This is a genomic window from Flavobacterium humidisoli (assembly GCF_023272795.1).
Taxonomy (GTDB): Bacteria; Bacteroidota; Bacteroidia; order Flavobacteriales; family Flavobacteriaceae; genus Flavobacterium; species Flavobacterium humidisoli.
The window spans coordinates 1,601,264-1,625,416 of the sequence record NZ_CP096829.1 but is presented as its reverse complement, the minus strand read 5'-3'; the positions used below and the strand labels follow the sequence as shown (position 1 = coordinate 1,625,416).

Genomic DNA, 24,153 nt, shown 5'->3' with positions numbered 1-24,153 from the left:
TTATTTTTCTTACAAATTTTTAATACTTTTAAGCCATGAAAGTATTAGATTTTCCGTTAATAAAAATTACAATCGCTTTTATAATAGGTGTCATCACAACTTATTACATACATATACCTATTCTGGCAATTAATTATTTGCTAATAATTTGCCTTTCCCTTTTTGTCATTACATATGTCTGGAATTTAAAAAACAACAAGAAAACAATTCTTTTTGGGATTTCAGTTTACTTGCTATCTTTCTTCTTGGGTTCTTTTACTCTTATTAGCCATACCGAAAGTCTTCAAAAGAATAATTACACGCATTGTAAAGCAGCATTTGAAAAAAAACAATCTCTTACTTTAATCCTGAGAGAAAATTTAAAAAGTAATGATTACAGTGATCGTTACATTGGGCTTATCAAAACAATTTCTGGAAAAGTTTATTCTGGAAAAATAATTGTAAACGTTCAAAAAGGCAGCAGCCACAATCGTCTAATTATAGGAAACAGCATTAAAATTCAAACGCTTTTACAGCGAAATAAACCCAGTAAAAATCCAAATCAATTTGATTACAGCAGCTATTTGGCAGACAAACAAATTTATGCTCAGATCTATTGTTCCAAAAAAGAAATTTTAGTGAACAAAAACATTCAAAAGGACATTTGGTATTATTGTGCCAAATTGCATTCACGAATAATTTTCAATCTTGAAAAGTCAAAATTCAGCAAATCTGAAATGAACGTGGCTCTAGCGCTCATTTTGGGTCAGCAGCAGGACATATCACAAGATATTATCCAAGATTATCAATACTCTGGCGCTACACACGTTTTATCTGTTTCCGGGCTTCATGTTGGCTTTATAATGCTTTTTATCACTTTTATACTCCAACCAATTCCAAACACAAAAAAAGGTTCATTTTTTAAACTAGCCTGCATTCTAATTTCCTTAGCTGGTTTTGCTATTATTTCTGGTTTATCACCTTCAGTTTTGAGATCTGTAGTCATGTTTTCCTTTCTTGCAATTGGAAATCATTTACGCCGAACTGGCAACATCTACCATACTTTACTAGTTTCAATTTTACTAATATTACTTTTTGAACCCTATTTTTTATTTGATGTCGGCTTTCAATTAAGTTACATCGCACTTTTTTTCATTCTTTGGCTACAGCCTATTTTAAAAAACATTTACAAACCAAAGAACAAAATAACAGTTTACATTTGGGAAGCTTTAACGGTTTCATTCGCCGCTCAAATTGGCACATTGCCTTTATGCCTTTATTATTTCCATCAATTTCCGGGATTATTTTTTGTCACGAACATTATTATACTTCCCATTTTATCCTTTATCATGATTGCTGGAATTGTGGTGATGATTATCGCCATTTTCACCAGTCCGCCCTTATTCATCACAATGATTTTTGAGAAAAGTATCTATCTGCTAAATCTTACGATTCATGCTGTTGCTTCTCTAGATTCATTTGTTATCCGAGACATCAGCTTTAATTTGTTTCATTTATGGGCATTTTCTTTGTTTATAATTAGCACAATTATCTGGATTAAAAAGCCAAGTTTTAGCAAATTGCTATTTGCATTGACTTCAATTATTATGATCCAGCTTGCATTTATTTTAACCAAAATAGAAACAGAAAAAGGAGAAGAATTGATTGTTTACAACGAAAGAAACAATACACTCATTTCTGAGCGTTCAGGAAGAAACCTTGTACTTTTTACTAGAGACACTATTAAGGAAAACAACCGAAACATAAATTCGTATCTCGTAGGGAATTCAATTGCCTTGTCTAGGATCAAAAAGATTAAAAATGTGCTTTATTTTAAAAACACCAAAATTCTAATCATTGACAGCACTAAAACTTTACCAGAAAAAGTGAATCCAGATATCTTAATTCTTACTCAGACTTCAAAAATAAATCTGGATCGATTGCTACAAAATATTCGCCCTAAAATTGTTATAGCTGACGGATCGAATTCGAATTCGATTCAGAAATATTGGAAGAACAGTTGCCTCAAAAAAAATATCCCTTTTCATTCAACAAAAGAAAAGGGATATTATAGATTGTAATTTTATTCTGGATTCAAAATCGAATCCGATTCAGAAATCCAAGATTTAACTCCAGAAGCTTTATAGCCAATAAGTCCAAGTTTATTAAAATTGGTCTTTCCTTTTCTACTGGTAACTTCGGAAAAACACACTTGCGGAATTTCTTCGATACCAAAAGCATTTTTTAATCGTAAATTTTGCTCTTTACTTGCATCAGAGATAGATGGATCAGAAAGATCAAGCTTGACCAAAATAACATTTTTACGGGACCATTCTTCAAAATCACGAGTAGCAAAAATTTCATTTTGCAATTGAGAACTCACACCTTGACTAGTAAAAAAAATCAGCAAAGGTTTTCTCTTTTCTGCGCTTGCAGTTACAGCATCATTGATGTCTGTTTTCCAAATTATATTTTGAGAATTCATATAAAATGGACTTAAAAAAAATAGTAGGATAAGTAATTTTTTCGGCATATAATTTTTGGTTTGGGTTATGTTAATAAAACTAAAATAGTATAAAAATAGAATCCAATAAAGAATTTAAGAGATTAAAAACCAACTTCTAAGCATTAAAATCAAATTGACAATAAATTGACTCTTTTTTAATAAATGTTAAATAAACACTAATAAAAATAATCAAATATTGATTGATCTTTTTAGAATAAAAAAAATCCCCTCCTGTAAAACAGAAAGGGGACTAAAAAAAATTAAAATAAAAGTCGAATGAAATCGTTAACTATTCTGCTGGATGTAAAATTGCATTTGATTCTGCAATCCAAGCTTTCGCTCCTCCAGGTTTATAGGCTATTTTTCCTAAAGCACTAAATGTAGTTTTGTTTTTTCTTACCGACGCCATTGCAAAGCATACTTCTGGAAGATCTTGAACTCCAAATGCATTTTTTAATTTCACATTTTGTTCGCGATCGCTATCTGAAGCATTCATATCAGACAAATCTAATTTTACTAAGACCACATTGTCACGTGACCATACAGCAAAATCGGGCGTTTTAAAGATTTCATTTTGAAGATTTTCTGGTACACCTGAGGCAGTGAATAAAATCAGCATTGGTTTTTTCTGGTCATTACTTATAGCAATAGCATCTGTCATGTTTGTTCTCCATGCTAAGTTTTGTGCTTGCGCCATAAATGAACCTAAAAAAAACAGTAGGATAAGTAATTTTTTAGTCATATAAATTGGTTTTGGTTAGATTAGCAAGACGAAATTAACATTATATTTTAGTTATCCAAATTTTATTAGCACAAAAAATACATTATGTGTTTTTTTAAACGTAATAAAATAAATATTACTCAATCCGCCAGAGTTTTATAAAGAGTTTTTCCTACTAAACAAAAAAAGGTCCCTTACAATGTAAGGGACCTTTTGATATTTTTTACTCTAAATTTATAATTTCTTCGGATGCACTATTCCTTCTGCAACATTTAACCAAGCAGATGGTCCACCAGCAACATATCCTGTTTTACCAAGACCTTTAAAATTAACTCTTCCGTCTTTTGTTTCTGCGCTTGTAAAGTAAACCGTTGGAAACCCTTGAATACCGAAAGCTTGCTGCAATTCGTTATTTTGATTTTTAATTTCTGGAGTCTGCGCTACGGCTCTAGGATAATCTAATTCAACTAAAACCACATTATCTGTAGCCCATTTTTTAAACTCAGCAGTCTTTAAAACTTCATTTTGCAAACGAATACACCAACCACACCAATCACTGCCTGTAAAAAACATTAGCATTGGCTTTTGTTCTTTGTTACTTACAGTAATTGCTTCTCTAACATCTGTATACCATTTTAATTCTTGTGCCTGAATATTGGCGGCTCCAATTAAAAACAAAGCGATGAGTAGTATTTTTTTCATAACGAGGAATTTTATGCAAATTTATGCAAAAAGTTATTACAATATAATTATTTAACTTCCTGCATTAATCTTCTAATTAACGGGGTAGCAACAATTAAAACAACTCCGGCAATTAAAGAATATAATGCTAGTTGATAATAGCCGTCTGTATAGGCAATAAGTTTAGACATTAATGTAGTTCCAGTGTTGGCATCAGATATTTCAGCGCCTAATTTGCCGGCTGCAAACTGACCAAATGCACTTGACAAAAACCATAATCCCATCATCATTCCAAACAATCTTTTAGGCGATAATTTTGTAATTACCGACATTCCAATTGGACCAATACACAACTCTCCTAGGGTATACACAAGGTATCCTAAAGCAAAAACATCAAGAGAACTTAAGCCATCTGCATCTACAAAAAATCTAGCAGAGTAAAAGATAAAGAAACCTGCTGCAAGCAAAATAAATGATAACCCAAATTTAATAACAGTATTAGGTTCAATTTTTCGCTTAGCCATTAATATCCACAACAGACCGACCAATGGACTAAAAATAACAACATACAATGAATTGATACTGTTATTTACTACATTAGGATCAATATGAAAAAACAACATTTTGTTAGATAAATTATCTTTTGCAAACAAAGACAATGACCCCCCTGACTGCTCAGAAATGGCCATAAACATAAAGTATCCAAAAATAAATACAAATGCAGCTAAAAGTTTTCGTTGTTGCTTTCTATCTTTTAACATTATCAGTTCATATGCAAAATACGCTAATGCTACTATTCCCATAGTATACATAAAGTACTCTGTAAAATCAGAATTGATAACCATTATATAAACTAATGGAATTACAACAAAAGAACCTACATAAACGGCTATCTCGTAAAGATTACGTTTTTTAGGTGTATGCTTTTCTAACGGAGAATTTCCAATTGGCGCTAAATGCTTTTTCGTCAAAAGAAAAGTTATAACTCCTATTATCATAACAATTGCCGCAGAAAGAAAACAAAGACTCCAAGAGTAGTTTTTTCCTAAATAAATAGGAATTGCACCACCAAGCATACCTCCAATATTAATTCCTGCATAAAACAATCCGTAACCAGCATCTCGACGGCCGTCACTTTCATGATACAATTCTCCTACCATTGAAGAAACGTTTGGTTTAAAAAAACCCGTTCCAATAATAGAAAGCGTTATCCCGTAATAAAAGAAATCATGCGGAGAAGCTGCAATAAGCAAGTTCCCAAGAATCATAACAATTCCTCCAAAAAGAAGTGATTTTTTAAAACCTAAAATTTTATCAGCAAAAATTCCTCCAATAAAGGTAAAAGCATAGACAAAAGCCTGAATTGCTCCATATTGAAGATTTGCTTTTCCTTCTAATAGACCTAGTTGGTCTACCATAAAAAAAGCTAAAACCCCTCTCATTCCGTAGAAACAAAAACGTTCCCACATTTCAACCAAAAACAAGTACCACAATTGTTTTGGGTACTTGCCTTTAAAATTTTGAATTTCTTCTAAAGTAATATTGTTTTCCATTTATCTAACACCGTGCATTAATTTTTTCAATAGTGGTGTTAAAGCAAATAATAAAATTGCAGCAATACCAGTTAGGACAACAAATACCATAAAGAATTCATATAAGTTATGGATTTCAAATCCTGCAAAAATTGGATTTTGCGCACTAATTTGATGATGATCCAACAAAGCCAATTGCTCTGCTGAAAGTGTTATTTTTTTATCTAAAACTGCCTGAAGATCAATTCCTAATTCTTTTGCTTTTGCAAATTTATCACCAGTTGCCGGCAAAATAGAACCTAAAGTTCCGCCTAAAGCGTAACCTGAAGCATTCGACAAAAAGAATACTCCGTACAATAATGATGCAAAACGCTTTGGAGACAATTTACCAACCAATGACAAACCAATTGGAGACAAACATAATTCAGCACAAGTATTTAAGAAATATAATAAGATTAACCATTTAACTAGCAATAAACCAGAAGTTCCAATATAAGAAACCTGAGTAGCGATCATGAAGAAACTGATAGAAATGATCACTAAACCTGCTGCAAGTTTTACTGGAGAAATCGGCTCCTTTCCTTTAGCTCTCAAAGTATCCCAAAGCACACTGAAAGGAACTGCTAAAAACACTACAAACATTCCGTTAAAAATCTGAACCATCGATGGTGGCATTGCCCAACCAAAGAAATGTCTATCTGTCTGGTTATCTGCAATAAAAGTTAAAGAGGAACCTGCCTGCTCAAATGCCGCCCAGAAAAAGATAATAAAGAACGACACGATATAGATTACAATAATTCTATCGCGCTCTACTTTAGTTAAAGAAGTATCAGATATAATTAATCCTGCCAACGCCAAACCACTTGAGTAAATCAGCGTATAAATTAAGTTCTGGCCTACAACATAATGAAAAAAGAATCCTAAAGCGATAAATGCTACCCCTGCCATAGCAAGAGCTTTATTAGAAAAGTTTGCTTTCTGAGCTTCTCCTTCTTCAAAATCTGAAGCATCATTTTTAGAAGGAAGCCCTCCTAATGGTTTTCCTTCCGGAGAAACTACATATTTATTTTTTAAGAAATAGAACAAAATTGTTCCTAATAGCATTGCTACAGAAGCGGCCATGAATCCCCATCTGAAAGCGTGGATATCTCTAATTCCGCCTGCATCTTTAACATCTCCCAATAAAGGACAGATCGATTGACCTAAGAATGCTCCGATGTTAATTCCCATATAGAAAATAGTAAACGCACTATCTAATTTTGTTTTTTCTTGTTTTGGATACAAACTTCCAACCATACTAGAGATATTCGGTTTGAAGAATCCGTTACCAAAAACAATTACACCTAATGCAGAGTACATAATAATTTTTGCCAAGTCCAAATTAGACTCAAAAACACTTCCACTTGTAAACAAAAGCATTTGTCCTATCGCCATTAATAACCCTCCTAATAAGATACAATTTCTGTTTCCTAAATAGCGGTCAGCAACAAAACCTCCTAACATTGGAGTCAAATAACAAAGCCCAAGGAAACCTCCATAAATTAAAGAGGCTTCTTCTTCCTTCATCAATAATGAATTCACAAGGAATAAAGTTAATAAAGCTCGCATTCCATAAAAATTGAATCGCTCCCACATCTCCGTTCCAAACAATACCCAAAGCCCTTTTGGATGCGCGGTTTTTACCTGTGTTTCTCCCATATTATTCACTATTAAATTAGGTTTATGATTTTAAATTATAGATTTTCTTTGATGAAATTGGTCATTTTTGTGTAAAGCTGAACTCTTGTATTTCCGCCATAAATACCGTGGTCTTTATCTGGATAAATTTGAGAATCAAACTGTTTATTAGCTTGAATTAAAGCTTCCATCATCTGCATCGTGTTTTGAACATGAACATTGTCATCTCCCGAACCGTGAATCAACAAGAACTTCCCTTTCAATTTACTAACATGATTGATCGGAGAGTTTTGATCGTATCCGCTTGCATTTTCTTGTGGAGTCTGCATATATCTTTCTGTGTAAACGCTGTCGTAAAATCTCCAGTTTGTAACTGGCGCAACAGCAATTGCCATTTTAAACACATCATTTCCTTGAAAAATACAGTTAGAAGCCATAAATCCACCATAGCTCCATCCGAAGATTCCAATTCTTGAAGCGTCAACGTAAGAATAAGCACCAATTACTTTTGCAGCATCTATTTGATCTTCAACCTCATATTTTCCTAATTCTTTTTGAGTCACTTTTTTGAAATCAGCTCCTTTGTAACCTGTACCTCTTCCGTCAACACAAGCTACTATATAACCTTGCTGTGTTAATGAAAGAAACCAGTAATCATTCGAATTATTCCATTGATTTGCTACCTGCTGAGATCCTGGGCCAGAATATTGGAACATGAAAACAGGATATTTTTTTGAAGGATCAAAATCTTTTGGTTTTAAAATCCAAGCATTCAATTCATTTCCTTTTGCTGTTTTTAAAACAATAAATTCTTTTGAAGGAAGGTCATACGCTTTCAATTTATCAGCAAGAGCCTGATTGTTTTCGATAACCTGAATTTCCTTTCCAGCTTTTGCATCATTTAAAGTATAAACCGTTGGCTGTGTAGCGCTAGAATAGGTATTAATAAAGTATTGGAAATTTGGACTAAATGTCGCTTTATTAGTTCCTTCTTTTGAAGATAAACGCACTTTATTTTTTCCGTCTAAACCAATTCTGTAAAGATCTCTATTGATAGAACCATTTTCTGTAGACTGGTAGAAAATAGTTTTTGTTTTTTCGTCGAAACCGTAGTATGAAACTACTTCCCAGTTTCCTTTTGTAACTTGATTTTTAAGTTTTCCGTTTTTATCATATACATAAATATGATTGAAACCATCTTTTTCGCTTGTCCAGATAAAACTGTTATCTTTTAAAAACGTCAAATTATCATTGATATCTACGTACGCTTTATCTTTTTCATTCAAAACTACTTTTGCAGCAGCTGTGTTTCCATCAACAAATAATAAGTCTAAATTATCTTGGTGACGGTTTAAAACTTGTGCAGAAAGCACATTTGCATCATTTGTCCATTGCATTCTTGCAATATAGAAATCATTATATTTTCCTAAATCTACTTTTTTAGTTGCTGCAGCAGCTACATCATAGATATGTAATGAAACTTCTGAATTTTTTTCTCCCGCTTTAGGATATTTAAAAGTCTCAATTTTTGGATATAGATCTTTATGGAAGATTGACATTGAAAACTCAGGAACTTGACTTTCGTCAAAACGAATATAAGCTACTTTTTTACTGTCTTTACTCCAGTCGAAAGCGCGAACAAATGCAAATTCTTCTTCGTATACCCAGTCAGTAATACCATTTATAACAGCATTTTTCTTTCCATCTGTTGTAATAGCCGTAGATTTTTTTGATGCTACGTCGTATACATATAAGTTATTTTCTTTTGCGTAAGCGATTTTTGTTCCGTCAGGTGAAAATGTTGGCTCTTGAATTTGAAAATCAACAAGTTTGATCAGAGATTTTACTGCGATATCATAAAGGTAGTAATCGGCAGTAAAAGAGTGACGGAAGATTTTAGAAGAATGACAAGCAATTAAGATCTTTTTTTCAGAAGCATCAAAAGTGTAGCTGTCAATTCCGTCGGCAAGTTCTTTAAAGTTCTTAGTATCAATAAGATTTGATACTTTTTTCAGGGTAGCAAAATCATATAAATCAATCTGCATACTTCTACTCGCCTGATCCACATTTAAAACAGTGTATTGATTTGTATTTTTCAGCGATTGCAGTTCATCCATTCCTTTAGCCCGGAAAGTACCGCCAAAAACATTTTCGACAGTTATTTTTTGCTGTCCAAAAACAACCGCAGTCAAGAATAAAAGTACTGCAGTAAATTTGCTTGTATTCATTAGAATTATTTTAAATATAAAAAGAGCCCAATTTTAGTAAAAAAAATAAACATAATACACATTTTAAGTGTTAAATGTTAAAAAAAATAACGATTGCGTACTTTCATGTCTGAAATAGATTGCAATCAAAACTCTTAAAATAGTATCTTTGTGCACACAATATTATTTAATACATTGAGAATGAACAACGCTGTTGCCGGATTTTCTAAATTATCCAAAAAAGAAAAAATTAACTGGATTGCAAATGAATATTTTTCAAATCCTGAAGAGGCACAAAATATTATAAGAAATTACTGGAATTCAGACGAAAAGCTTCAGCAGCTTCATGACGAATTTATAGAAAACACCATTACAAACCTTTATATTCCACTTGGAGTTGCCCCTAACTTTTTGATTAACGGACAATACAAAACAATTCCGATGGCAATTGAAGAAAGTTCTGTAGTTGCCGCAGCTTCTAAAGCCGCAAAATACTGGTCGACAAGAGGCGGATTTAAAGCTACTATTCTCAATACTGAAAAAATTGGTCAGGTGCACTTTACCTACAGCGGAGATGCAGAAAAACTAACTCAGTTTTTTGACCAATTAAAGCCAAAATTCTTTTCAGAAACGCAAAGTATTACCAAAAATATGCAACAGCGTGGCGGAGGAATTTTAGACATCAAATTAAAAGACAAAAGAAGTTTACTTGAAAACTACTATCAGCTTCATGCTACTTTTGAAACAAAAGACAGCATGGGAGCCAATTTTATAAATTCTTGTTTAGAACAGTTTGCCACTACTTTAAAAGAAGAAGCTCAAAATTCTGACTTATGCAAAAATGGTGAAAGCTTAGAAGTCATAATGAGTATTCTTTCTAACTACGTGCCTCACTGCCTCGTTAGAGCCGAAGTTTCTTGCCCAATCGAAGAATTAGCAGAAAAGCATATCACCAATCCTCAAGAATTTGCGGAACGTTTTGTTCAAGCCGTTCAAATCGCAGAAGTTGAACCCTTTAGAGCAGTTACCCATAATAAAGGCATCATGAATGGTGTCGATGCTGTAATTCTGGCAACAGGAAACGATTTTAGAGCCGTAGAAGCTGGAGTTCACGCTTATGCAGCTCGAAATGGTCAATACGCAAGTTTATCTCACGCCAAAATCGAAAACGGAATCTTTACTTTTTGGCTTGAAATTCCTCTTGCAGTTGGCACAGTTGGCGGTTTAACTTCTTTACATCCATTAGTAAAATTGTGCTTAGAAATTTTAGAAAAACCATCCGCTGCAGAATTAATGCAGATTGTAGCTGTTGCAGGTCTAGCTCAAAATTTTGCTGCATTACGTTCGTTAACCACAACTGGAATTCAGGAGGGACATATGAAAATGCACCTTAACAACATTATCAATCAATTTGAAGCTACCGATGAAGAGCGTCATTTAATTAAATCACACTTCAAAAAAACAGCTGTTTCTCATAGCGCTGTGGTAGAATTTATTGAAAACTTAAGAAAATAACAGAAATTGTAAATTTCAATATTTTAAGTTCCAAATTCCAATTTTTCTGTTTGGAATTTGAAATTTAAGATTTGGAATTTAAATAATAAAACAAGCATGTCAACAACCTTTTATAGTAATGGTAAACTTTTTATAGCTGGAGAATATCTGGTTTTAGATGGAGCAGATGCTTTTGCGTTGCCTACAAAATTTGGTCAGGATTTAGTAATCGAAAATTCAGAAGACAAACAAATCGAATGGAAAAGTTATGATTACGACAAACATTTATGGTTTGAAGAGACTATTTCATTTGACGAAGTCATAAAAGGTTTAGACTCTCAGATTGACACGGTAAAATCAACTTTAGTCAACATTCTGCATGAAGCTTATATTTTAAACCCAAAGTTTATTGATAATGCTACAGGTTATAAAGTAAGCACGCATTTGAGTTTTCCAAAAAATTGGGGATTAGGGACTTCTTCGACTCTTATAAACAATATTGCCCAGTGGACTGAAATTAATGCTTTCACCCTACTAAAAAATAGTTTTGGAGGAAGTGGTTATGATATTGCCTGCGCTCAAAACAACACTCCTGTTTTGTACAGAATAAAAGACAACTTTGTTAAACAAGTTGAATTTAACCCAGACTTTAAAGAGCACATTTACTTTGTTTATTTGAATAAAAAACAAAATAGCAAATCTGCTATTTTCTCATACAACAACCACAAGAATAATCATTTAGCAGATCGGGTTGCAGAAAACAATAAAATCACAAACGCGATTCTTCATGCTAAAACATTAAAAGATTTTGCTTCAGCAGTTCAGAAACATGAAATTCATTTGAGCAAAGTCTTAGAAATGCAAACTATAAAAGAAGCTATTTTTCCCGATTTTAATGGTGTTATTAAAAGTCTAGGAGCTTGGGGCGGCGATTTTGTTATGGTAGTTGCTAAAGAAAATCCGAAAGACTATTTCTTTAATAAAGGATATGAGACGATTTTGACTTATGAAGAAATGATTTTATAAATCAATTTTGAAAAAAGACATTAATTAGCTCTTTTAGTACTTTTAACGTGCTTTGTCTCCAAACGACGAACAGCTTTGCTTTCTTGCTCATTAGACTCTATAAGTCTATTGTGCAAGCGTTCAGCCATTTTTTCGATGCTGTTTGTAATAGAATCGTAAACCACTTCCATTCGGCGGTGTTTCTCCTCTTTTACCGCTCTTAAAACATCTTCTACAAAAACTTTATCATATTTTTCGGCAACAGAATCATGTGTATTTGTCAATCTGATCACATAATCGTTACTCAAAATAGTAACCTTAAAATGCTGTTCTTCATTACTCAAATAATACTTTCCACCCAATTCATCAACATTGATGTCGGTGCTGGCCACTTTTAAAAGCTCGATAATAATCCCATAAATATGACTTTCTATTTTGGTATATACTCTCGGCTTCTTTCTAAAAAAATTAAAAGTAAAAAACATTAAATGACTAATTATTAAGGATATTGTTTTTGGTTTTGGATTCTTTCTTATTTTATTTTTCAGCAAAAGCCAAAAATATGTTAAAATAAAAAATCGAGCAAATAAACTGTAATATTTTGAAAATCACAAGTTTTTCAAATTAAATTTCGATAATCCCTATATACTTTAGGAAAATTAATACAAAGTAAAATTATTTACTTCTAAAAAGTAAATAAACTCTGTTTGGATTTACAAAATTAAAACCGCTAATTATCAATAAACCAATTTTTTAGCGAAACCACTAAAAACAAAAAAGCCCAAAACTAAATGTTTTGGGCTTTTATATATTAACCTTTTAACTTAATAAAACTAGTAGTTAAATTGTAATCTGTTGTCTTCAATTTTAGCATTGTTTTTCAATGCTGGCAATACTCTACTTGCATCATTAGCACTTTGAGCTTTTACTTTCTCTACATATGCAGCATGATTAGCAATTGCTGGAGCTTTAACCGTCTTAATGTTTTTAACAACATAAACACCTGTATTTCCTTCAATTGGAGCAGAAATTTTGTTTGCTGTCAAAGCAAATGCATTACCTACTACTCTTGGCTCTTGTCCAACTCCACCAGGTAAAACTGGGTTATCAAGAGTTACATCTGTAGCTTGTTGAACAGCAACTCCTGCAGCTTTAGCAATAGATTCGATACTAGAACCTTGCATTTTAGCTTTTAATAATTCAGCTTTTTTCTTGTTTTTCAAGATTGGCTCAACATAAGGTCTTGCCATATCAACAGAAACTAAACCAGATTTGTTTTCACCTTTATATTGTGCGATAACATGTCCGATGTTTGCAATTTCAAAACGTTTTACATCTCCTTTATCAGTTTCTTTATCAAAAGCCCATCTTACAATGTTACGTTGGTTTCCTAATGGTCCAAATGCTTCGTCCATAGCTTTTGCATTAACTGGCTGAGCAACTTTTAAACCTAATTCTTTCGCTGCAGCGTTGAAATCTTTATCAGCAGCATCCATTTCGAATTTAGTAGCTAATGTAAATACTTTATCAGATGTAGCTTCAGAAGGCTCGATTTTTTGAGCAATTGTAGCTAAACGAATTCCGTCTTGTTTATCTGTAATTTTGATAATGTGAAATCCGAAAGGAGTTTCTACTAAACCAACTTTACCAATTCCGTTGCTGAATACAAAATCATTGAAAGGTTTTACCATTTGGTTTGGTCCAAAATATCCTAAATCACCACCTTGCTGTGCAGATGAATCATCAGAACTTGTAAAAGCCAACATCATAAAACTATCTGGATTAGCTTGAACTTGAGCTAAAATTTCTTCTGCTTTAGCTTTAGCTTCTTCTTTAGTTCTTTTCTCTTTTGGATTTGGAGTTTGAGATCCTTCATAACCAATTAAGATATGACTTGCTTTTGCATTAACACCAGCTTTAAACCCTAAAGATTTAGAGATCGCATAATATCTTCCGTAAACGTATGGACCGTAGATTGCTCCAGCTGGTAAGCTAAATAATTTATCAGCGTCAACTGCTGGCAATGCATTTTTAGGAACATAAGTAGAATCGTAAGGCACATCAGAATTTGCATTTACAAATTCTGCAATGTTTGTTGCATTTTTAAATCCTGGCAATGTATCGTTTTTACCTGTTTTTGCATTGTAAACAACACTTCCAGACAATAAAGCAGTTAATTTAGCTTTAATTTCAGCTTCATCTTCTTTAGAAGCTTTATCTTCAACTAAAACGTACTGAATTTCGCGAGTTGCATCAGCTTTGAATTTTTTCTCGTTTTTCTTCATGTAAGCTACGATCTCATCATCAGAGATTTTTACTTCACTATCTTTAATAGAAGAATAAGGAGCTGCTGCATAAGCAAAACTTACTTTATTAGCTTCCATTTCATACTTTAATTTTCCTTCACTAGCAGTTGTGTAAAGTCCTGATTTAATTAAAGTATTATAGATTTGAAACTTAGCATTCAATTCAGCATCTTTCTCTTTCTGAGCGATGTATTGTGCTGCTTCTGGATTTGTTTTAAAATAATCTTTAAACTTAACAACATCAAAAATTCCTGCTGCGTTTAAGAACATTGGGTTTTTACCAATATTTGGATCTGATTTCAAAACCTCTAAAATGTGTTTTTCACCAACTCTCAATCCTAATTTATCAAATTGAGATGACAATAAAGCGATTGAAACTTCTTGATCCCAAACTCTGTTTGCAGCTTCAGTGGAAGTTATACCTTGCCCACTTTTTTCAACATTACTAACTTTAACTCTAAAGTCTTCAAATGAAATATCTTTTCCATCGATGCTTCCTACATCTTTTGAACTTTGACCAAATGTTCCTCTTGTAAATAGATCTTGTATTATAAATGCAAATAATGCAAGTGCAATAACTCCTATCAATAAAGCGGAACGCTGTCTAATTTTTGCTAAAACTGCCATTTTATTATCGTTAATTTTATATTCAGTTTGCGAAAATACAATTATCTAGTTAATAACAATACAACTAGCGTTTTATTTTCAACATTTTTTTTCATTAATTTAAAAAATCAGTCTTTAATTGTCATTTTGACTAGTTCTATTTTCTTATTTGATGCCTCTTCAATGAAAAAATGAAACTTATCTATTACAATTTTATCTCCTTTTTGTGGGATTTCTTTTGTATGATTGACAATAAAACCTCCTAATGTACCATAAGAATCTTCTTCTGGAATCATTAATTTATAGGTCTCATTCAAATACTCCACATCTAATCGTGTTGAAAACAAATACTTGCCCTCTCCTATTTGCTCTTCGATTAATTCTTCATCTAAATCGTGCTCGTCTTCAATTTCTCCAAAAAGCTCTTCTACAATATCTTCAATTGTAATAATTCCTGAAGTCCCTCCATATTCATCTAAAACTACTGCAACATTTTTTCGTTTTTTGATCAATAAATTCAAAACATCTTTAATTAAAATGGTTTCTGGAACAAATTCAACGGTCATTAGAACCGATTTTATAGTAGATGGTTTTTTAAACAAATCAAAGGAATGAACATACCCTACAATATCATCTAATGAATTCTGGCTGATGATAATTTTAGAATATCCTGTTTCTATGAATAAGGCTCTAAGATCGTCTACAGTATCAAACAAATCTATGTCGACAATTTCTGTTCGAGGCGTCATAATATCGCGTGCCTTAACTGCTGAAAATTCTAAAGCATTTTGAAAAATTTGAATTTCAGAATCTACCTCTTCATCTTCTTCAACGGTACTCATTTGTTCTGTTATATAATTCCCAAGCTCAACACGGCTAAACAAATGAATTTGACTTCCTTCTGTTTTAAAAAATTTACTCAACACAAAATCTGCAATCCAGATAAAGAAAGTCGAGATATAATAAAATAAGCGGTAAAATAAATAAGCTGGGAGCGCCAAAATCTTAATTAAAGAATTGGCATAAATTTGAAAAAAAACCTTCGGAAAAAATTCTGAAGTCAGTAGCACTACAAATGTAGCCAGAAGTGTCTGAATAAGGATATTCCACCAATCAGAAAAAACTAAACCAAAGAAGGACATCCAATCTAAAATCAGATCGCCCATAAAAACCGTAAATCACCAAAGCTACATTGTTGCCGATAAGCATGGCAGCGATAAACTTGGAAGGATTTTGGGTTAATTTTGTTAAGATTCGAGACAAGAAATCGTCTTGTTTCTTTTCTATTTCGAGATAAATTTTGTTGGCGGATGTAAAAGCGATTTCCATCCCAGAAAAAAAGGCGGCTAGTATTAAACAGATTATTATAATACTAATTTCCATTTTTATTGTTTTTTGTTTCGGTCATTATGCCTATTAAGAAATCTTCTCCTAAAGAAAAACATAAAAACAGCCATCCCTGCAATTACAAAATAGAAAGGATAGCTCTCATCGCCTTCATTTAGCTTTACAATACCATCATAAGTAAAGAAAACCGCAAAAAGGATGTAAACGTATTGTGTATATTTTAAATAACCCATAATATTATAATTCTTCGTCTGATTCAATTTCACCGCTTATTCGCTGCGAATTAATCACTTTAAAATCTTTACTAAAATCTATTCCCTGACCATAGGAAACTCCTTTTTTATCGGTCAATTTGAACTTTCGTTCTGTATAAAACCACTCGTTTTTCTGATCGAAATACAATTGTTCTGTTTCTAAAACCTGCCCTTCTTCAGAAGTAATCTTTACTTTACCGATCAAATCAATAATTCCAGTGTTTTTATAGGAAACCGCATAATTACCTCTGATAAAGGTACGCTTTTGCTTTTTATCATATAAAGTGACATCGATTCCTTTAGGAAATTCTGTAAAAGGAAAATCAAGATTTGAATAATCTAGCATTTTCGGACTGATCAAAACCCCTGTAATGCGTCCAGAATCTGTATATTTAATATTTACAGTATCGGCATCGCTGGCAGGAACAAATTCTGAGAAGTTAATTTTCTGAACTTCTTTAAAATTACTTTCGCATCCAAAAAACATTGTCACAGCAATAACTGTGACAACTAATAGACTATATCTTTTTGGTAAATTCATTTGCCAAATGTAGTAAATTGTAATCAGCTTCTAAAAGATAAATATTTTGTTTATTGGAATTTACTCTTCACAAACCATTTGTCGTTGAAAGAGAAACTCACACTAAAATTAACATAATTCTCTTGCACTAAATCTGATGCTGTTGTACCGCGTTTACCAAATTCAATTCCGAAATTTAGATTTGAAAAAGATCCTGGAATTGGAACTCCAGCTCCTAAACTCATTCCGATATCTTTAATAGATTCATTATTTACAATAAGACCGATTTTCTCATATTTCAAACCAGCTCTATAGGTGATTCTGCTCAAATAACTAGTAAAAGAAGTATAATTTGGAAGGTAATATCCACCAAGAGCATATTTAGAATAGCTCTCATATCTTACATTACTAGCCTCATTGTAATAATTTGCTAACTGTCCGTCTTCTTGAAAAGTCATGTTAGCTCCCACAAGCCATTTTCTTGATTGACCAATACCAAAACCAACATTCAATTTGTTCGGAAGTTTTAATTTTGTTGTTTCTGTTGGAGAGATATAAGGGTCAGAATCTCCTTGAACCGAAATAACTCTTTTATTATCTGAATTCAGATTGCTAGCGAAAGTATAGCTTAAACTAGAAAAAATGCTCGTTTTTTTATCGATTTTTTTCTGATACATTGTACCGAAACTAAATGCCATACCCGAAAGTTCAGACGTATTAACTTCTGCCGTTCCGCTTTCAACTCCAGTAATACCTTCTATAGTTGTAGTAGTGATTTTTCCAAAATTATATTGTGCATCTGCTCCAATATTCCAGTTTTTCATTATTTTATATGATAAACCGAAATACACTTTATTTACACCACCTTTTCCGTCAAGCTGAGAATTTAATGCGCCTTCTGTGGCTGAATTGTCATTACGAATTTTGTATCCTACTGAACTTACAGGAATCAAACCAAATGAAGCACCAAATTTCCCCATCGGAATACCTAATGCTAAATAATCAAAAGTAGTTCTTTGTGCTTTTTCTGATTGAGAAGTCGTCTTTAAATTAGAAGTAGCAAATGTTCCTCCAACTGTAAAAGTTGTCTGAATTAAGCTGGCATAACTTGCCGGGTTTTCTATATTTAAGTGAATCGTATCTTGCTCTACTGCAACTCCTGCCATAGATCTGTTTTCAAGTGTTCCCTTGAATCTCACATCTCCTATTCCGAAAAAAGAATAAGGTGAAGCAGTACCTTGTTGAGCGAATGAAACGAACGATATAAGCAAACAAGCGCTTAGTATTACTTTTTTAATCATTGTCGATTTTATATTGATATGTTTGGCTCAAACTCTCCAGAAGGAAATTTGAATTGGCAAATATGGTATTTTTTAATCGTTTAGCCAAAAAATCTGCATCGCCTCCCGTTAAAATTATGATAAAATTTGAAAACTCTTTCCGATATTCATCGATAAAACCGTCAATCTCATAGACGAAACCGTTGACAACACCAGAATGTATAGCCTGTGCCGTTGAGTTTCCTACATAAGAGTCGGGCTCTTCTAAGGTTAGTAACGGCAGTCTAGCCGTAAAATTATGTAGCGATTCATATCGCAGACGAAGTCCTGGAGAAATGGCTCCTCCTAAATAATTATCATTTTCGTCGATGAAATCGTAGGTTATGCAAGTTCCTGCATCGATAACCAAACGGTTTTGTTTGGGAAATTGGAGTGTTGCTCCTGCTGCCAAAATCATTCGATCTATTCCTAAAGTTTTTGGAGTTGCATACTTATTCTGAAAAGGAAAAACATCTTCGTGTGTAAAAAAGTGAACTTTTAGTCTGTTTTCGAAAGTTAAAAAGGACTGTTTTTCGATACTTCCTACCGAAGCAACAACCAAATCGGAGCATTTTGGATATTTTTCTAAAATTTTTTCAATTTTTTTTTCGATTTCATTTTTATCAAAAACAAAATTTTCTAGAGAAGTATTACCCTCAAATACAGATGCTTTAATTCTAGTATTGCCAACATCGATCGTTAAAATCATATTTCCATTTTTGCTTTTGCGAAGATACGAATAGATTTTTTCTAAAAAATGTTTTGCACAAACCAAAAATGATTATATATTTGCACCCGCAACAAGCACGGTACCTTAGCTCAGATGGTAGAGCAATGGACTGAAAATCCATGTGTCCCTGGTTCGATCCCTGGAGGTACCACGAAACCCACTCAAACGAGTGGTTTTTTTGTTTTTTATACTTTTCTGGTTTTTTTAACCGCAATCCCGATAGCTATCGGGATTGCGGTTAAACCCTCTTCAAGTTTTCTTTTTTGAGCCAATTCAAAAAAACTTTGCGAACCTTTGCGTTTTTTCTTTGCGCTCTTTGCGGTTAAAGCCAATTGTCAACAAATAAATAGTTTTTGTTAAAAAAGTATTAAGTGAATAACAAAATATCTTCTATATTCGTAAAACTGTATTTTTAGAATTCATTCATTAATAAGATCTCAAAGCAGTTTTATGAGCAAAACTTCTACTAAGGGCATTTGGAAAGTAATTTCAGCCTCTTCTATGGGCACCATGATCGAATGGTACGATTTTTACATTTTTGGCAGTCTAGCTGTCGTTATTTCAACTAAATTTTTTCCTAGCGACAACCCTACCGCAGCATTTTTGTCCACTTTGGCCACTTTTGCCGCAGGATTTGTAGTTCGACCATTTGGAGCTCTATTCTTTGGAAGACTTGGCGATATTATCGGGCGTAAATACACTTTCATGGCTACCTTATTATTAATGGGTGGTTCTACTTTTTTAATTGGCTGTATTCCGAGTTATGAATCCATTGGTTTTCTAGCTCCTTTATTGGTTCTGATTTTACGTCTACTGCAAGGGCTCGCTCTTGGAGGTGAATATGGCGGAGCCGCTACGTATGTTGCCGAACACGCACCTGCGGGAGAAAAGGGATATTGGACTTCTTGGATTCAGACGACTGCTACTGTTGGTTTATTTATTTCTCTAATGGTTATTCTAGCTACTAAAAGCGTACTTTCTGCAGAAGCTTTTGATTTGTGGGGATGGCGCGTTCCGTTTTGGGTTTCGATTGCCATGGTTGGAGTTTCCTATTTAATTCGAAAAAACATGGACGAATCTCCAGTTTTCGCGAAAGCTAAAAAAGAAGGAACCACAAGCACAAATCCGTTAAAGGAAAGTTTTGGAAACCGATACAATTTAAAATTTGTTCTTTTAGCATTGTTCGGAGCTACCATGGGGCAGGGTGTTGTTTGGTATACAGGTCAATTCTATGCAATGAGTTTTATGAAAACGGTAATGAATGTTGATTCTTCTCAAGTAGACGAATTATTAGGAATTGCTCTTTTAATTGGCACTCCGTTTTTTATTGTTTTTGGGTGGCTAAGCGACAAGATTGGACGCAAATACATTATGATGTTTGGAATGCTATTAGCAATTTTATCATACAGACCTATTTATAAAGCAATGTACAATACGGCAGACATTAGCCAAAAAATAGAAATCGCAGAAAATCCTAGAGAAACAACCGAAAAGAAAGCTGACGGGAGTTCTGTTACAACAATTGAAAAAAAATATACAGATGGCACAACCGTAGTGGAGAAAAAAACGTACATGGAGAAAAAAGATGTGCAAACAAGTGTCTCCATTCAAATAACTCCAAATGATAAATGGACTTTAATTTTTCTGGTATTTATTCAAGTACTATTTGTAACCATGGTTTACGGTCCGATTGCGGCATTTTTAGTGGAGATGTTTCCAACCAAAATTAGATATACCTCAATGTCACTGCCTTATCATGTCGGAAATGGAATTTTTGGAGGATTGCTCCCTGCTATCTCTACTTACTTTGTATCACACGCCAAAACAGCAGGCAAAGCCGATTTTTATCTGGACGGATTATGGTATCCTATAATTATTGCTGGAATCTGCTTTGTTATTGGAATGATTTATATTGACAACAAAAACAAAATTACTCACCTTTAAAATTTACAAAAAAATGAATGCGATTAAACAAGTTTTAGGGGCGTTTTGGATTGCTTTGGCCGCAGCTGCTGCCTATTTTTGCGTGTTTGAATTTGGTTTGCCTAAACTTCTTTCAGACCAGCAGGACGATTTAGTGTTTGGTGTAATTATCTTATTTATACTTACTCCATTAATCGTTATGGGATTAGGAACATTTGGTTATTATTCTTTAATTGGAGAGTACAATGATCCTAAAAGAAAAACAAATAAATAATTATAGCTAATTTCTGGCTATTCAATTAGCTCAAAAAAAGACATTAAATATCAAAAATAAAACATTTGCTTTAAAAAACTACTTAACAAAAAAAAGGCTGTCCAATTTCTAGACAGCCCTTTTTCATTACTAACCAAACCTAATTTTTAATAAACTTCACAACGCGAAGCTTATTATATTCGTCAAACGTTTTTACCAGATATAATCCAGATGCTAAACTGCTTACAGAGAATTGATAATCTGTATTTCCGTTTGTATTAAATGTTTTTACTAATTGTCCTGTAACAGAATAGATTTCTACTTTTGAAGTTTTGAAACCTAAAGTAAAATAATCGGCAACAGGATTTGGATATAAATTAACTTGACTTCCTTTTTCAAAATCTTCAATTGCTAAATTTGCTGTTTTATTACCATAAATTCTATACTCTCCAGCTGGCAAATTAATTGGTGCGTTTACATCGGTAACATTTATTGTCGTGTTATCCATCAAATTATACCAAGTTCCTGTATAAGGAAAACCAGTTGAAATATTTTGTGTCGATGTATCAAAATTAGCTAGAATCAAGACGTCTTTTAACTGTGCAGAAGTAAGATTTGCATTCGTAATCTTTACATTTAAAGTTAATGTATTGGCGTCTGGAATTATGGCTGTACCTAAAAACACAGGCTCAGTCTTTTTAAGTGTAATCATTTTTGCCCAATCATTATAAATTTTAGTACGATTTGAATTTTCCATCCAATTGTTTACCCATTGAGGCTGTGGCTTTGTATCTAATTTACAATCTCCACCTATCGCATCAAAATCTGTATTTACAGAATTATCATTGCAGGTAAAAATAGAATTCTCCCAGCCTAGTTCTCCAAAATGCCAAATCATTTTTGGCCCTGGAATCAATAAAGAAACAGCTCCAATGGCAGACATTCTTGACAAAGCTGTATTTAATGTTTTTACATTATAACTTCCGTTTGAAGCTCCGTATTGTACATTTTTATACATTAAACGTTCTTCGTCATGACTTTCTGCATACCCCATTAAACGATTAGCAGCAAATCCGTGGTTTGCACTATTCATTCTAAAAATATTACTCTCAGAAGCATATCCCATAGACAATTGATTATACTCTTTTGTCATTTTTCCCCACATCATAACTCCTTTACTTGGCGTTTCAGAAATTTTATAATCTGCCCATTGTTTTTCTTCGGCGTCACTTCCTAAATGCTCAAAAATAGTATAATGAGTTGGATCCAAATCCCAAGAATAATCGGCATATTTTTTTAAAACATCTACTCTATCTTGCTGATAGCCATCAGTACATGCATTATCTGAAGCCGTACAAGCTTGAGTAAATCCTTTGGTTAAATCCCATCTAAATCCATCAATTTTATACTCTTCAATCCATTGTTTAATTACTCTTTCTACATAATATTGAGTTTTAGCTGACTGATGATTAAAGTCCTCTCCAACACTATAACTATGTTTTGCCACTGTATTAAAATATGGATTTTCTGCTGTTGGCGATCCAAAACCATCACCGTCAGGATCATTCATCCACATTCTCACCATCGGATTTCTTCCAAAAGCATGATTTAAGGCAACATCCAAAATCACAGCAATTCCATTTTGATGACACAAATCAATAAACTCTTTTAGTTTATCTGAAGTTCCATAAAACTTATCTAAAGCCATATGAAAAGAAGTATTGTATCCCCAGCTTTCATTTCCCTCAAACTCCATTACAGGCATTAGTTGAATAGCATTTATTTTAAGGTTTTTAAAATAATCTATTTTATCTATTAAACTTTGAAAATTACGAGAAGCATCAAAATCACGAACCAAAACTTCGTAAACCACCAGTTTTTCTTTTTCCGGTTTTACAAAGTTTGTGACCTGCCAGTTATATGGAGTCTGTCCTGTTTTAAGAACGGTAACTTCAAATTGTTGGCCGGTCGGGTAAACTGGCAAATTTGGATAGGAAAATGCTGGAATCCATGGATCATCATAAGGAGATAAAACCAAAGTAGAATAAGGATCTGCTGTTTTTACTAAAGATGGAGAATTAGCCAGTGGTGAAGAATCTACAACCCAATATTGAAATGTGTTATTGACACCAGAAACTAATCCTGTTAATTCTAACCAAAATTTTCCAGAAACAGGATCTTTTTTCATGGCATACGCCGATGTAGGCTCCCAATTATTGAAACTTCCAGCAACGTAAACAAAATCTTTTGACGGCGCATCAAGAACCAATGTTGCTTTTGAAACATCACTAGAGTAATTAATTCCATCAACCAATCCTATTGGCATTGCTTCAGAAACTGTATTCGGATTCACAACAACCGAAAACTTCATTGTAATGGTAACTCCACCCTGAGTCACACTCAATTCATAAGTCTGATTGGTTGTAATATTTGTGTGAGAATAGGAATAGCTTGCTGTACTTAGATTAGCATTTATAACTATTCCATTTGCTTTTAAAGAATAACTTGCTGCTCCATTTGTATTTGTTGCAACGATATTAAAATTTGATCCAGATGCTATAATTGAAGCACTATTTTCTACTGGTGAAGTTAGATTTACTTGAAAAGATCCCACTTCAACAACAACATCTTGAGATTGTTTTGATCCGTTTCCGTCTTTTGCTTTAACTAAAAATCCTATTCGGCCAATTCCGTTTCTGCCAAAATATACAGATGGTATAAATGTTTTGGTATAAATATCCGTTCCCGCATTGTATGTAAATCTGCTGGCTTCGTTGGAAGCAGTCCAAGATCCGTTAGAAGGAGAATCCGCTTGATTAGCATCATTTACATCATAAGACCATGACCAAAGATATAAGGCATTGTCTGTAATTCCCCAAGTGTCTTCATTAACACTTGTCCCTGCAATTGAAATAGTTATAGAATTGGTATCTTCAAAAGTGGGCGGATTTATTGAAAAACTAACCGTTTGCTGTTGGGCAAAAGAAGTTAGTGCCATCAATAAAAATATTGATAGTAAAGTTTTTTTCATAATCAGTGTGGTTATTTGATTAGTAAGTTTGATTAAAAAAGGGCTATCTCCAGATAGCCCTT

The 24,153-nt window shown here is 33.2% G+C and carries 17 protein-coding genes, 1 tRNA gene and 1 pseudogene; 6 read left to right on the top strand and 13 right to left on the bottom strand.

Annotated features, from left to right (window positions below):
• Window positions 1-35 precede the first annotated feature (35 nt).
• Window positions 36-2,060: a ComEC/Rec2 family competence protein gene (locus M0M44_RS07370; protein WP_248729185.1), complete on the top strand. Its 2,025-nt coding sequence runs from the start codon at window positions 36-38 to the stop codon at window positions 2,058-2,060.
• A gap of 2 nt (window positions 2,061-2,062) precedes the next feature.
• Here the strand turns inward: M0M44_RS07370 and M0M44_RS07365 are convergent, their stop codons facing one another.
• The 6 genes from M0M44_RS07365 to M0M44_RS07340 all read right to left on the bottom strand — a co-directional run bounded on the left by M0M44_RS07365 (window position 2,063) and on the right by M0M44_RS07340 (window position 9,324).
• Window positions 2,063-2,464 carry a thioredoxin domain-containing protein gene (locus M0M44_RS07365; RefSeq protein ID WP_248729184.1) on the bottom strand — a complete coding sequence of 134 codons (402 nt, stop codon included), beginning with the start codon at window positions 2,462-2,464 and terminating at the stop codon, window positions 2,063-2,065.
• 310 nt (window positions 2,465-2,774) lie between these two features.
• On the bottom strand, window positions 2,775-3,227 hold the full coding sequence (locus M0M44_RS07360) for a thioredoxin domain-containing protein (protein ID WP_248729183.1): 453 nt from the start codon (window positions 3,225-3,227) through the stop codon (window positions 2,775-2,777).
• 213 nt (window positions 3,228-3,440) lie between these two features.
• On the bottom strand, window positions 3,441-3,908 hold the full coding sequence (locus M0M44_RS07355) for a thioredoxin family protein (protein ID WP_248729182.1): 468 nt from the start codon (window positions 3,906-3,908) through the stop codon (window positions 3,441-3,443).
• A gap of 47 nt (window positions 3,909-3,955) precedes the next feature.
• On the bottom strand, window positions 3,956-5,440 hold the full coding sequence (locus tag M0M44_RS07350) for a peptide MFS transporter (RefSeq protein WP_248729181.1): 1,485 nt from the start codon (window positions 5,438-5,440) through the stop codon (window positions 3,956-3,958).
• Entirely contained in the window at window positions 5,441-7,117 is a 1,677-nt protein-coding gene (locus M0M44_RS07345; protein WP_248729180.1) for a peptide MFS transporter, read from the bottom strand.
• A gap of 35 nt (window positions 7,118-7,152) precedes the next feature.
• Window positions 7,153-9,324 carry a S9 family peptidase gene (locus M0M44_RS07340; protein ID WP_248729179.1) on the bottom strand — a complete coding sequence of 724 codons (2,172 nt, stop codon included), beginning with the start codon at window positions 9,322-9,324 and terminating at the stop codon, window positions 7,153-7,155.
• 180 nt (window positions 9,325-9,504) lie between these two features.
• Here M0M44_RS07340 and M0M44_RS07335 point away from each other — a divergent pair, with 180 nt between their 5' ends.
• Both M0M44_RS07335 and M0M44_RS07330 read left to right on the top strand, forming a co-directional pair.
• Entirely contained in the window at window positions 9,505-10,818 is a 1,314-nt protein-coding gene (locus M0M44_RS07335; protein WP_248729992.1) for a hydroxymethylglutaryl-CoA reductase, degradative, read from the top strand.
• A gap of 96 nt (window positions 10,819-10,914) precedes the next feature.
• Entirely contained in the window at window positions 10,915-11,823 is a 909-nt protein-coding gene (locus M0M44_RS07330; protein ID WP_248729178.1) for a GYDIA family GHMP kinase, read from the top strand.
• Window positions 11,824-11,843: 20 nt separating this feature from the next.
• Here the strand turns inward: M0M44_RS07330 and M0M44_RS07325 are convergent, their stop codons facing one another.
• The 6 genes and pseudogenes from M0M44_RS07325 to M0M44_RS07300 all read right to left on the bottom strand — a co-directional run bounded on the left by M0M44_RS07325 (window position 11,844) and on the right by M0M44_RS07300 (window position 18,863).
• Entirely contained in the window at window positions 11,844-12,287 is a 444-nt protein-coding gene (locus tag M0M44_RS07325; protein WP_248729177.1) for a hypothetical protein, read from the bottom strand.
• Between the two features lie 348 nt (window positions 12,288-12,635).
• Window positions 12,636-14,735: a peptidylprolyl isomerase gene (locus M0M44_RS07320; RefSeq protein WP_248729176.1), complete on the bottom strand. Its 2,100-nt coding sequence runs from the start codon at window positions 14,733-14,735 to the stop codon at window positions 12,636-12,638.
• Window positions 14,736-14,842: 107 nt separating this feature from the next.
• Window positions 14,843-16,097 (bottom strand): annotated as a pseudogene (locus tag M0M44_RS07315) (hemolysin family protein).
• 201 nt (window positions 16,098-16,298) lie between these two features.
• Complete coding sequence (lptC, locus tag M0M44_RS07310) at window positions 16,299-16,856, bottom strand: LPS export ABC transporter periplasmic protein LptC (RefSeq protein ID WP_248729175.1); 558 nt, start codon at window positions 16,854-16,856, stop codon at window positions 16,299-16,301.
• 50 nt (window positions 16,857-16,906) lie between these two features.
• Window positions 16,907-18,136: a BamG family beta-barrel-assembly machinery protein gene (gene bamG, locus M0M44_RS07305; RefSeq protein WP_248729174.1), complete on the bottom strand. Its 1,230-nt coding sequence runs from the start codon at window positions 18,134-18,136 to the stop codon at window positions 16,907-16,909.
• Window positions 18,129-18,863 (bottom strand): type III pantothenate kinase, encoded by a 735-nt coding sequence (locus M0M44_RS07300; protein ID WP_248729173.1) that lies wholly within the window; start codon window positions 18,861-18,863, stop codon window positions 18,129-18,131. The genes bamG and M0M44_RS07300 overlap by 8 nt, the downstream gene beginning before the upstream one ends.
• 99 nt (window positions 18,864-18,962) lie before the next feature.
• Here M0M44_RS07300 and M0M44_RS07295 point away from each other — a divergent pair.
• The 3 genes from M0M44_RS07295 (at window position 18,963) to M0M44_RS07285 (ending at window position 21,081) form a co-directional block, all read left to right on the top strand.
• Window positions 18,963-19,035: transfer RNA gene (locus tag M0M44_RS07295), tRNA-Phe, on the top strand.
• Between the two features lie 299 nt (window positions 19,036-19,334).
• On the top strand, window positions 19,335-20,828 hold the full coding sequence (locus tag M0M44_RS07290) for an MFS transporter (protein ID WP_248729172.1): 1,494 nt from the start codon (window positions 19,335-19,337) through the stop codon (window positions 20,826-20,828).
• A 13-nt stretch (window positions 20,829-20,841) separates the two neighbouring features.
• Entirely contained in the window at window positions 20,842-21,081 is a 240-nt protein-coding gene (locus M0M44_RS07285; protein WP_248729171.1) for a DUF6814 family protein, read from the top strand.
• A 139-nt stretch (window positions 21,082-21,220) separates the two neighbouring features.
• Here the strand turns inward: M0M44_RS07285 and M0M44_RS07280 are convergent, their stop codons facing one another.
• Window positions 21,221-24,091 (bottom strand): alpha-amylase family glycosyl hydrolase, encoded by a 2,871-nt coding sequence (locus M0M44_RS07280; RefSeq protein ID WP_248729170.1) that lies wholly within the window; start codon window positions 24,089-24,091, stop codon window positions 21,221-21,223.
• Window positions 24,092-24,153 lie beyond the last annotated feature (62 nt).

Coding starts and splice junctions, on each gene's coding strand:
- M0M44_RS07355 (WP_248729182.1), bottom strand. CDS start 3,908: ATGAAAAAAATACTACTCATCGCTTTGTTTTTAATTGGAGCCGCCAAT.
- lptC (WP_248729175.1), bottom strand. CDS start 16,856: ATGAATTTACCAAAAAGATATAGTCTATTAGTTGTCACAGTTATTGCT.
- M0M44_RS07360 (WP_248729183.1), bottom strand. CDS start 3,227: ATGACTAAAAAATTACTTATCCTACTGTTTTTTTTAGGTTCATTTATG.
- M0M44_RS07330 (WP_248729178.1), top strand. CDS start 10,915: ATGTCAACAACCTTTTATAGTAATGGTAAACTTTTTATAGCTGGAGAA.
- bamG (WP_248729174.1), bottom strand. CDS start 18,136: ATGATTAAAAAAGTAATACTAAGCGCTTGTTTGCTTATATCGTTCGTT.
- M0M44_RS07290 (WP_248729172.1), top strand. CDS start 19,335: ATGAGCAAAACTTCTACTAAGGGCATTTGGAAAGTAATTTCAGCCTCT.
- M0M44_RS07285 (WP_248729171.1), top strand. CDS start 20,842: ATGAATGCGATTAAACAAGTTTTAGGGGCGTTTTGGATTGCTTTGGCC.
- M0M44_RS07365 (WP_248729184.1), bottom strand. CDS start 2,464: ATGAATTCTCAAAATATAATTTGGAAAACAGACATCAATGATGCTGTA.
- M0M44_RS07280 (WP_248729170.1), bottom strand. CDS start 24,091: ATGAAAAAAACTTTACTATCAATATTTTTATTGATGGCACTAACTTCT.
- M0M44_RS07300 (WP_248729173.1), bottom strand. CDS start 18,863: ATGATTTTAACGATCGATGTTGGCAATACTAGAATTAAAGCATCTGTA.
- M0M44_RS07350 (WP_248729181.1), bottom strand. CDS start 5,440: ATGGAAAACAATATTACTTTAGAAGAAATTCAAAATTTTAAAGGCAAG.
- M0M44_RS07335 (WP_248729992.1), top strand. CDS start 9,505: ATGAACAACGCTGTTGCCGGATTTTCTAAATTATCCAAAAAAGAAAAA.
- M0M44_RS07345 (WP_248729180.1), bottom strand. CDS start 7,117: ATGGGAGAAACACAGGTAAAAACCGCGCATCCAAAAGGGCTTTGGGTA.
- M0M44_RS07325 (WP_248729177.1), bottom strand. CDS start 12,287: ATGTTTTTTACTTTTAATTTTTTTAGAAAGAAGCCGAGAGTATATACC.
- M0M44_RS07370 (WP_248729185.1), top strand. CDS start 36: ATGAAAGTATTAGATTTTCCGTTAATAAAAATTACAATCGCTTTTATA.
- M0M44_RS07320 (WP_248729176.1), bottom strand. CDS start 14,735: ATGGCAGTTTTAGCAAAAATTAGACAGCGTTCCGCTTTATTGATAGGA.
- M0M44_RS07340 (WP_248729179.1), bottom strand. CDS start 9,324: ATGAATACAAGCAAATTTACTGCAGTACTTTTATTCTTGACTGCGGTT.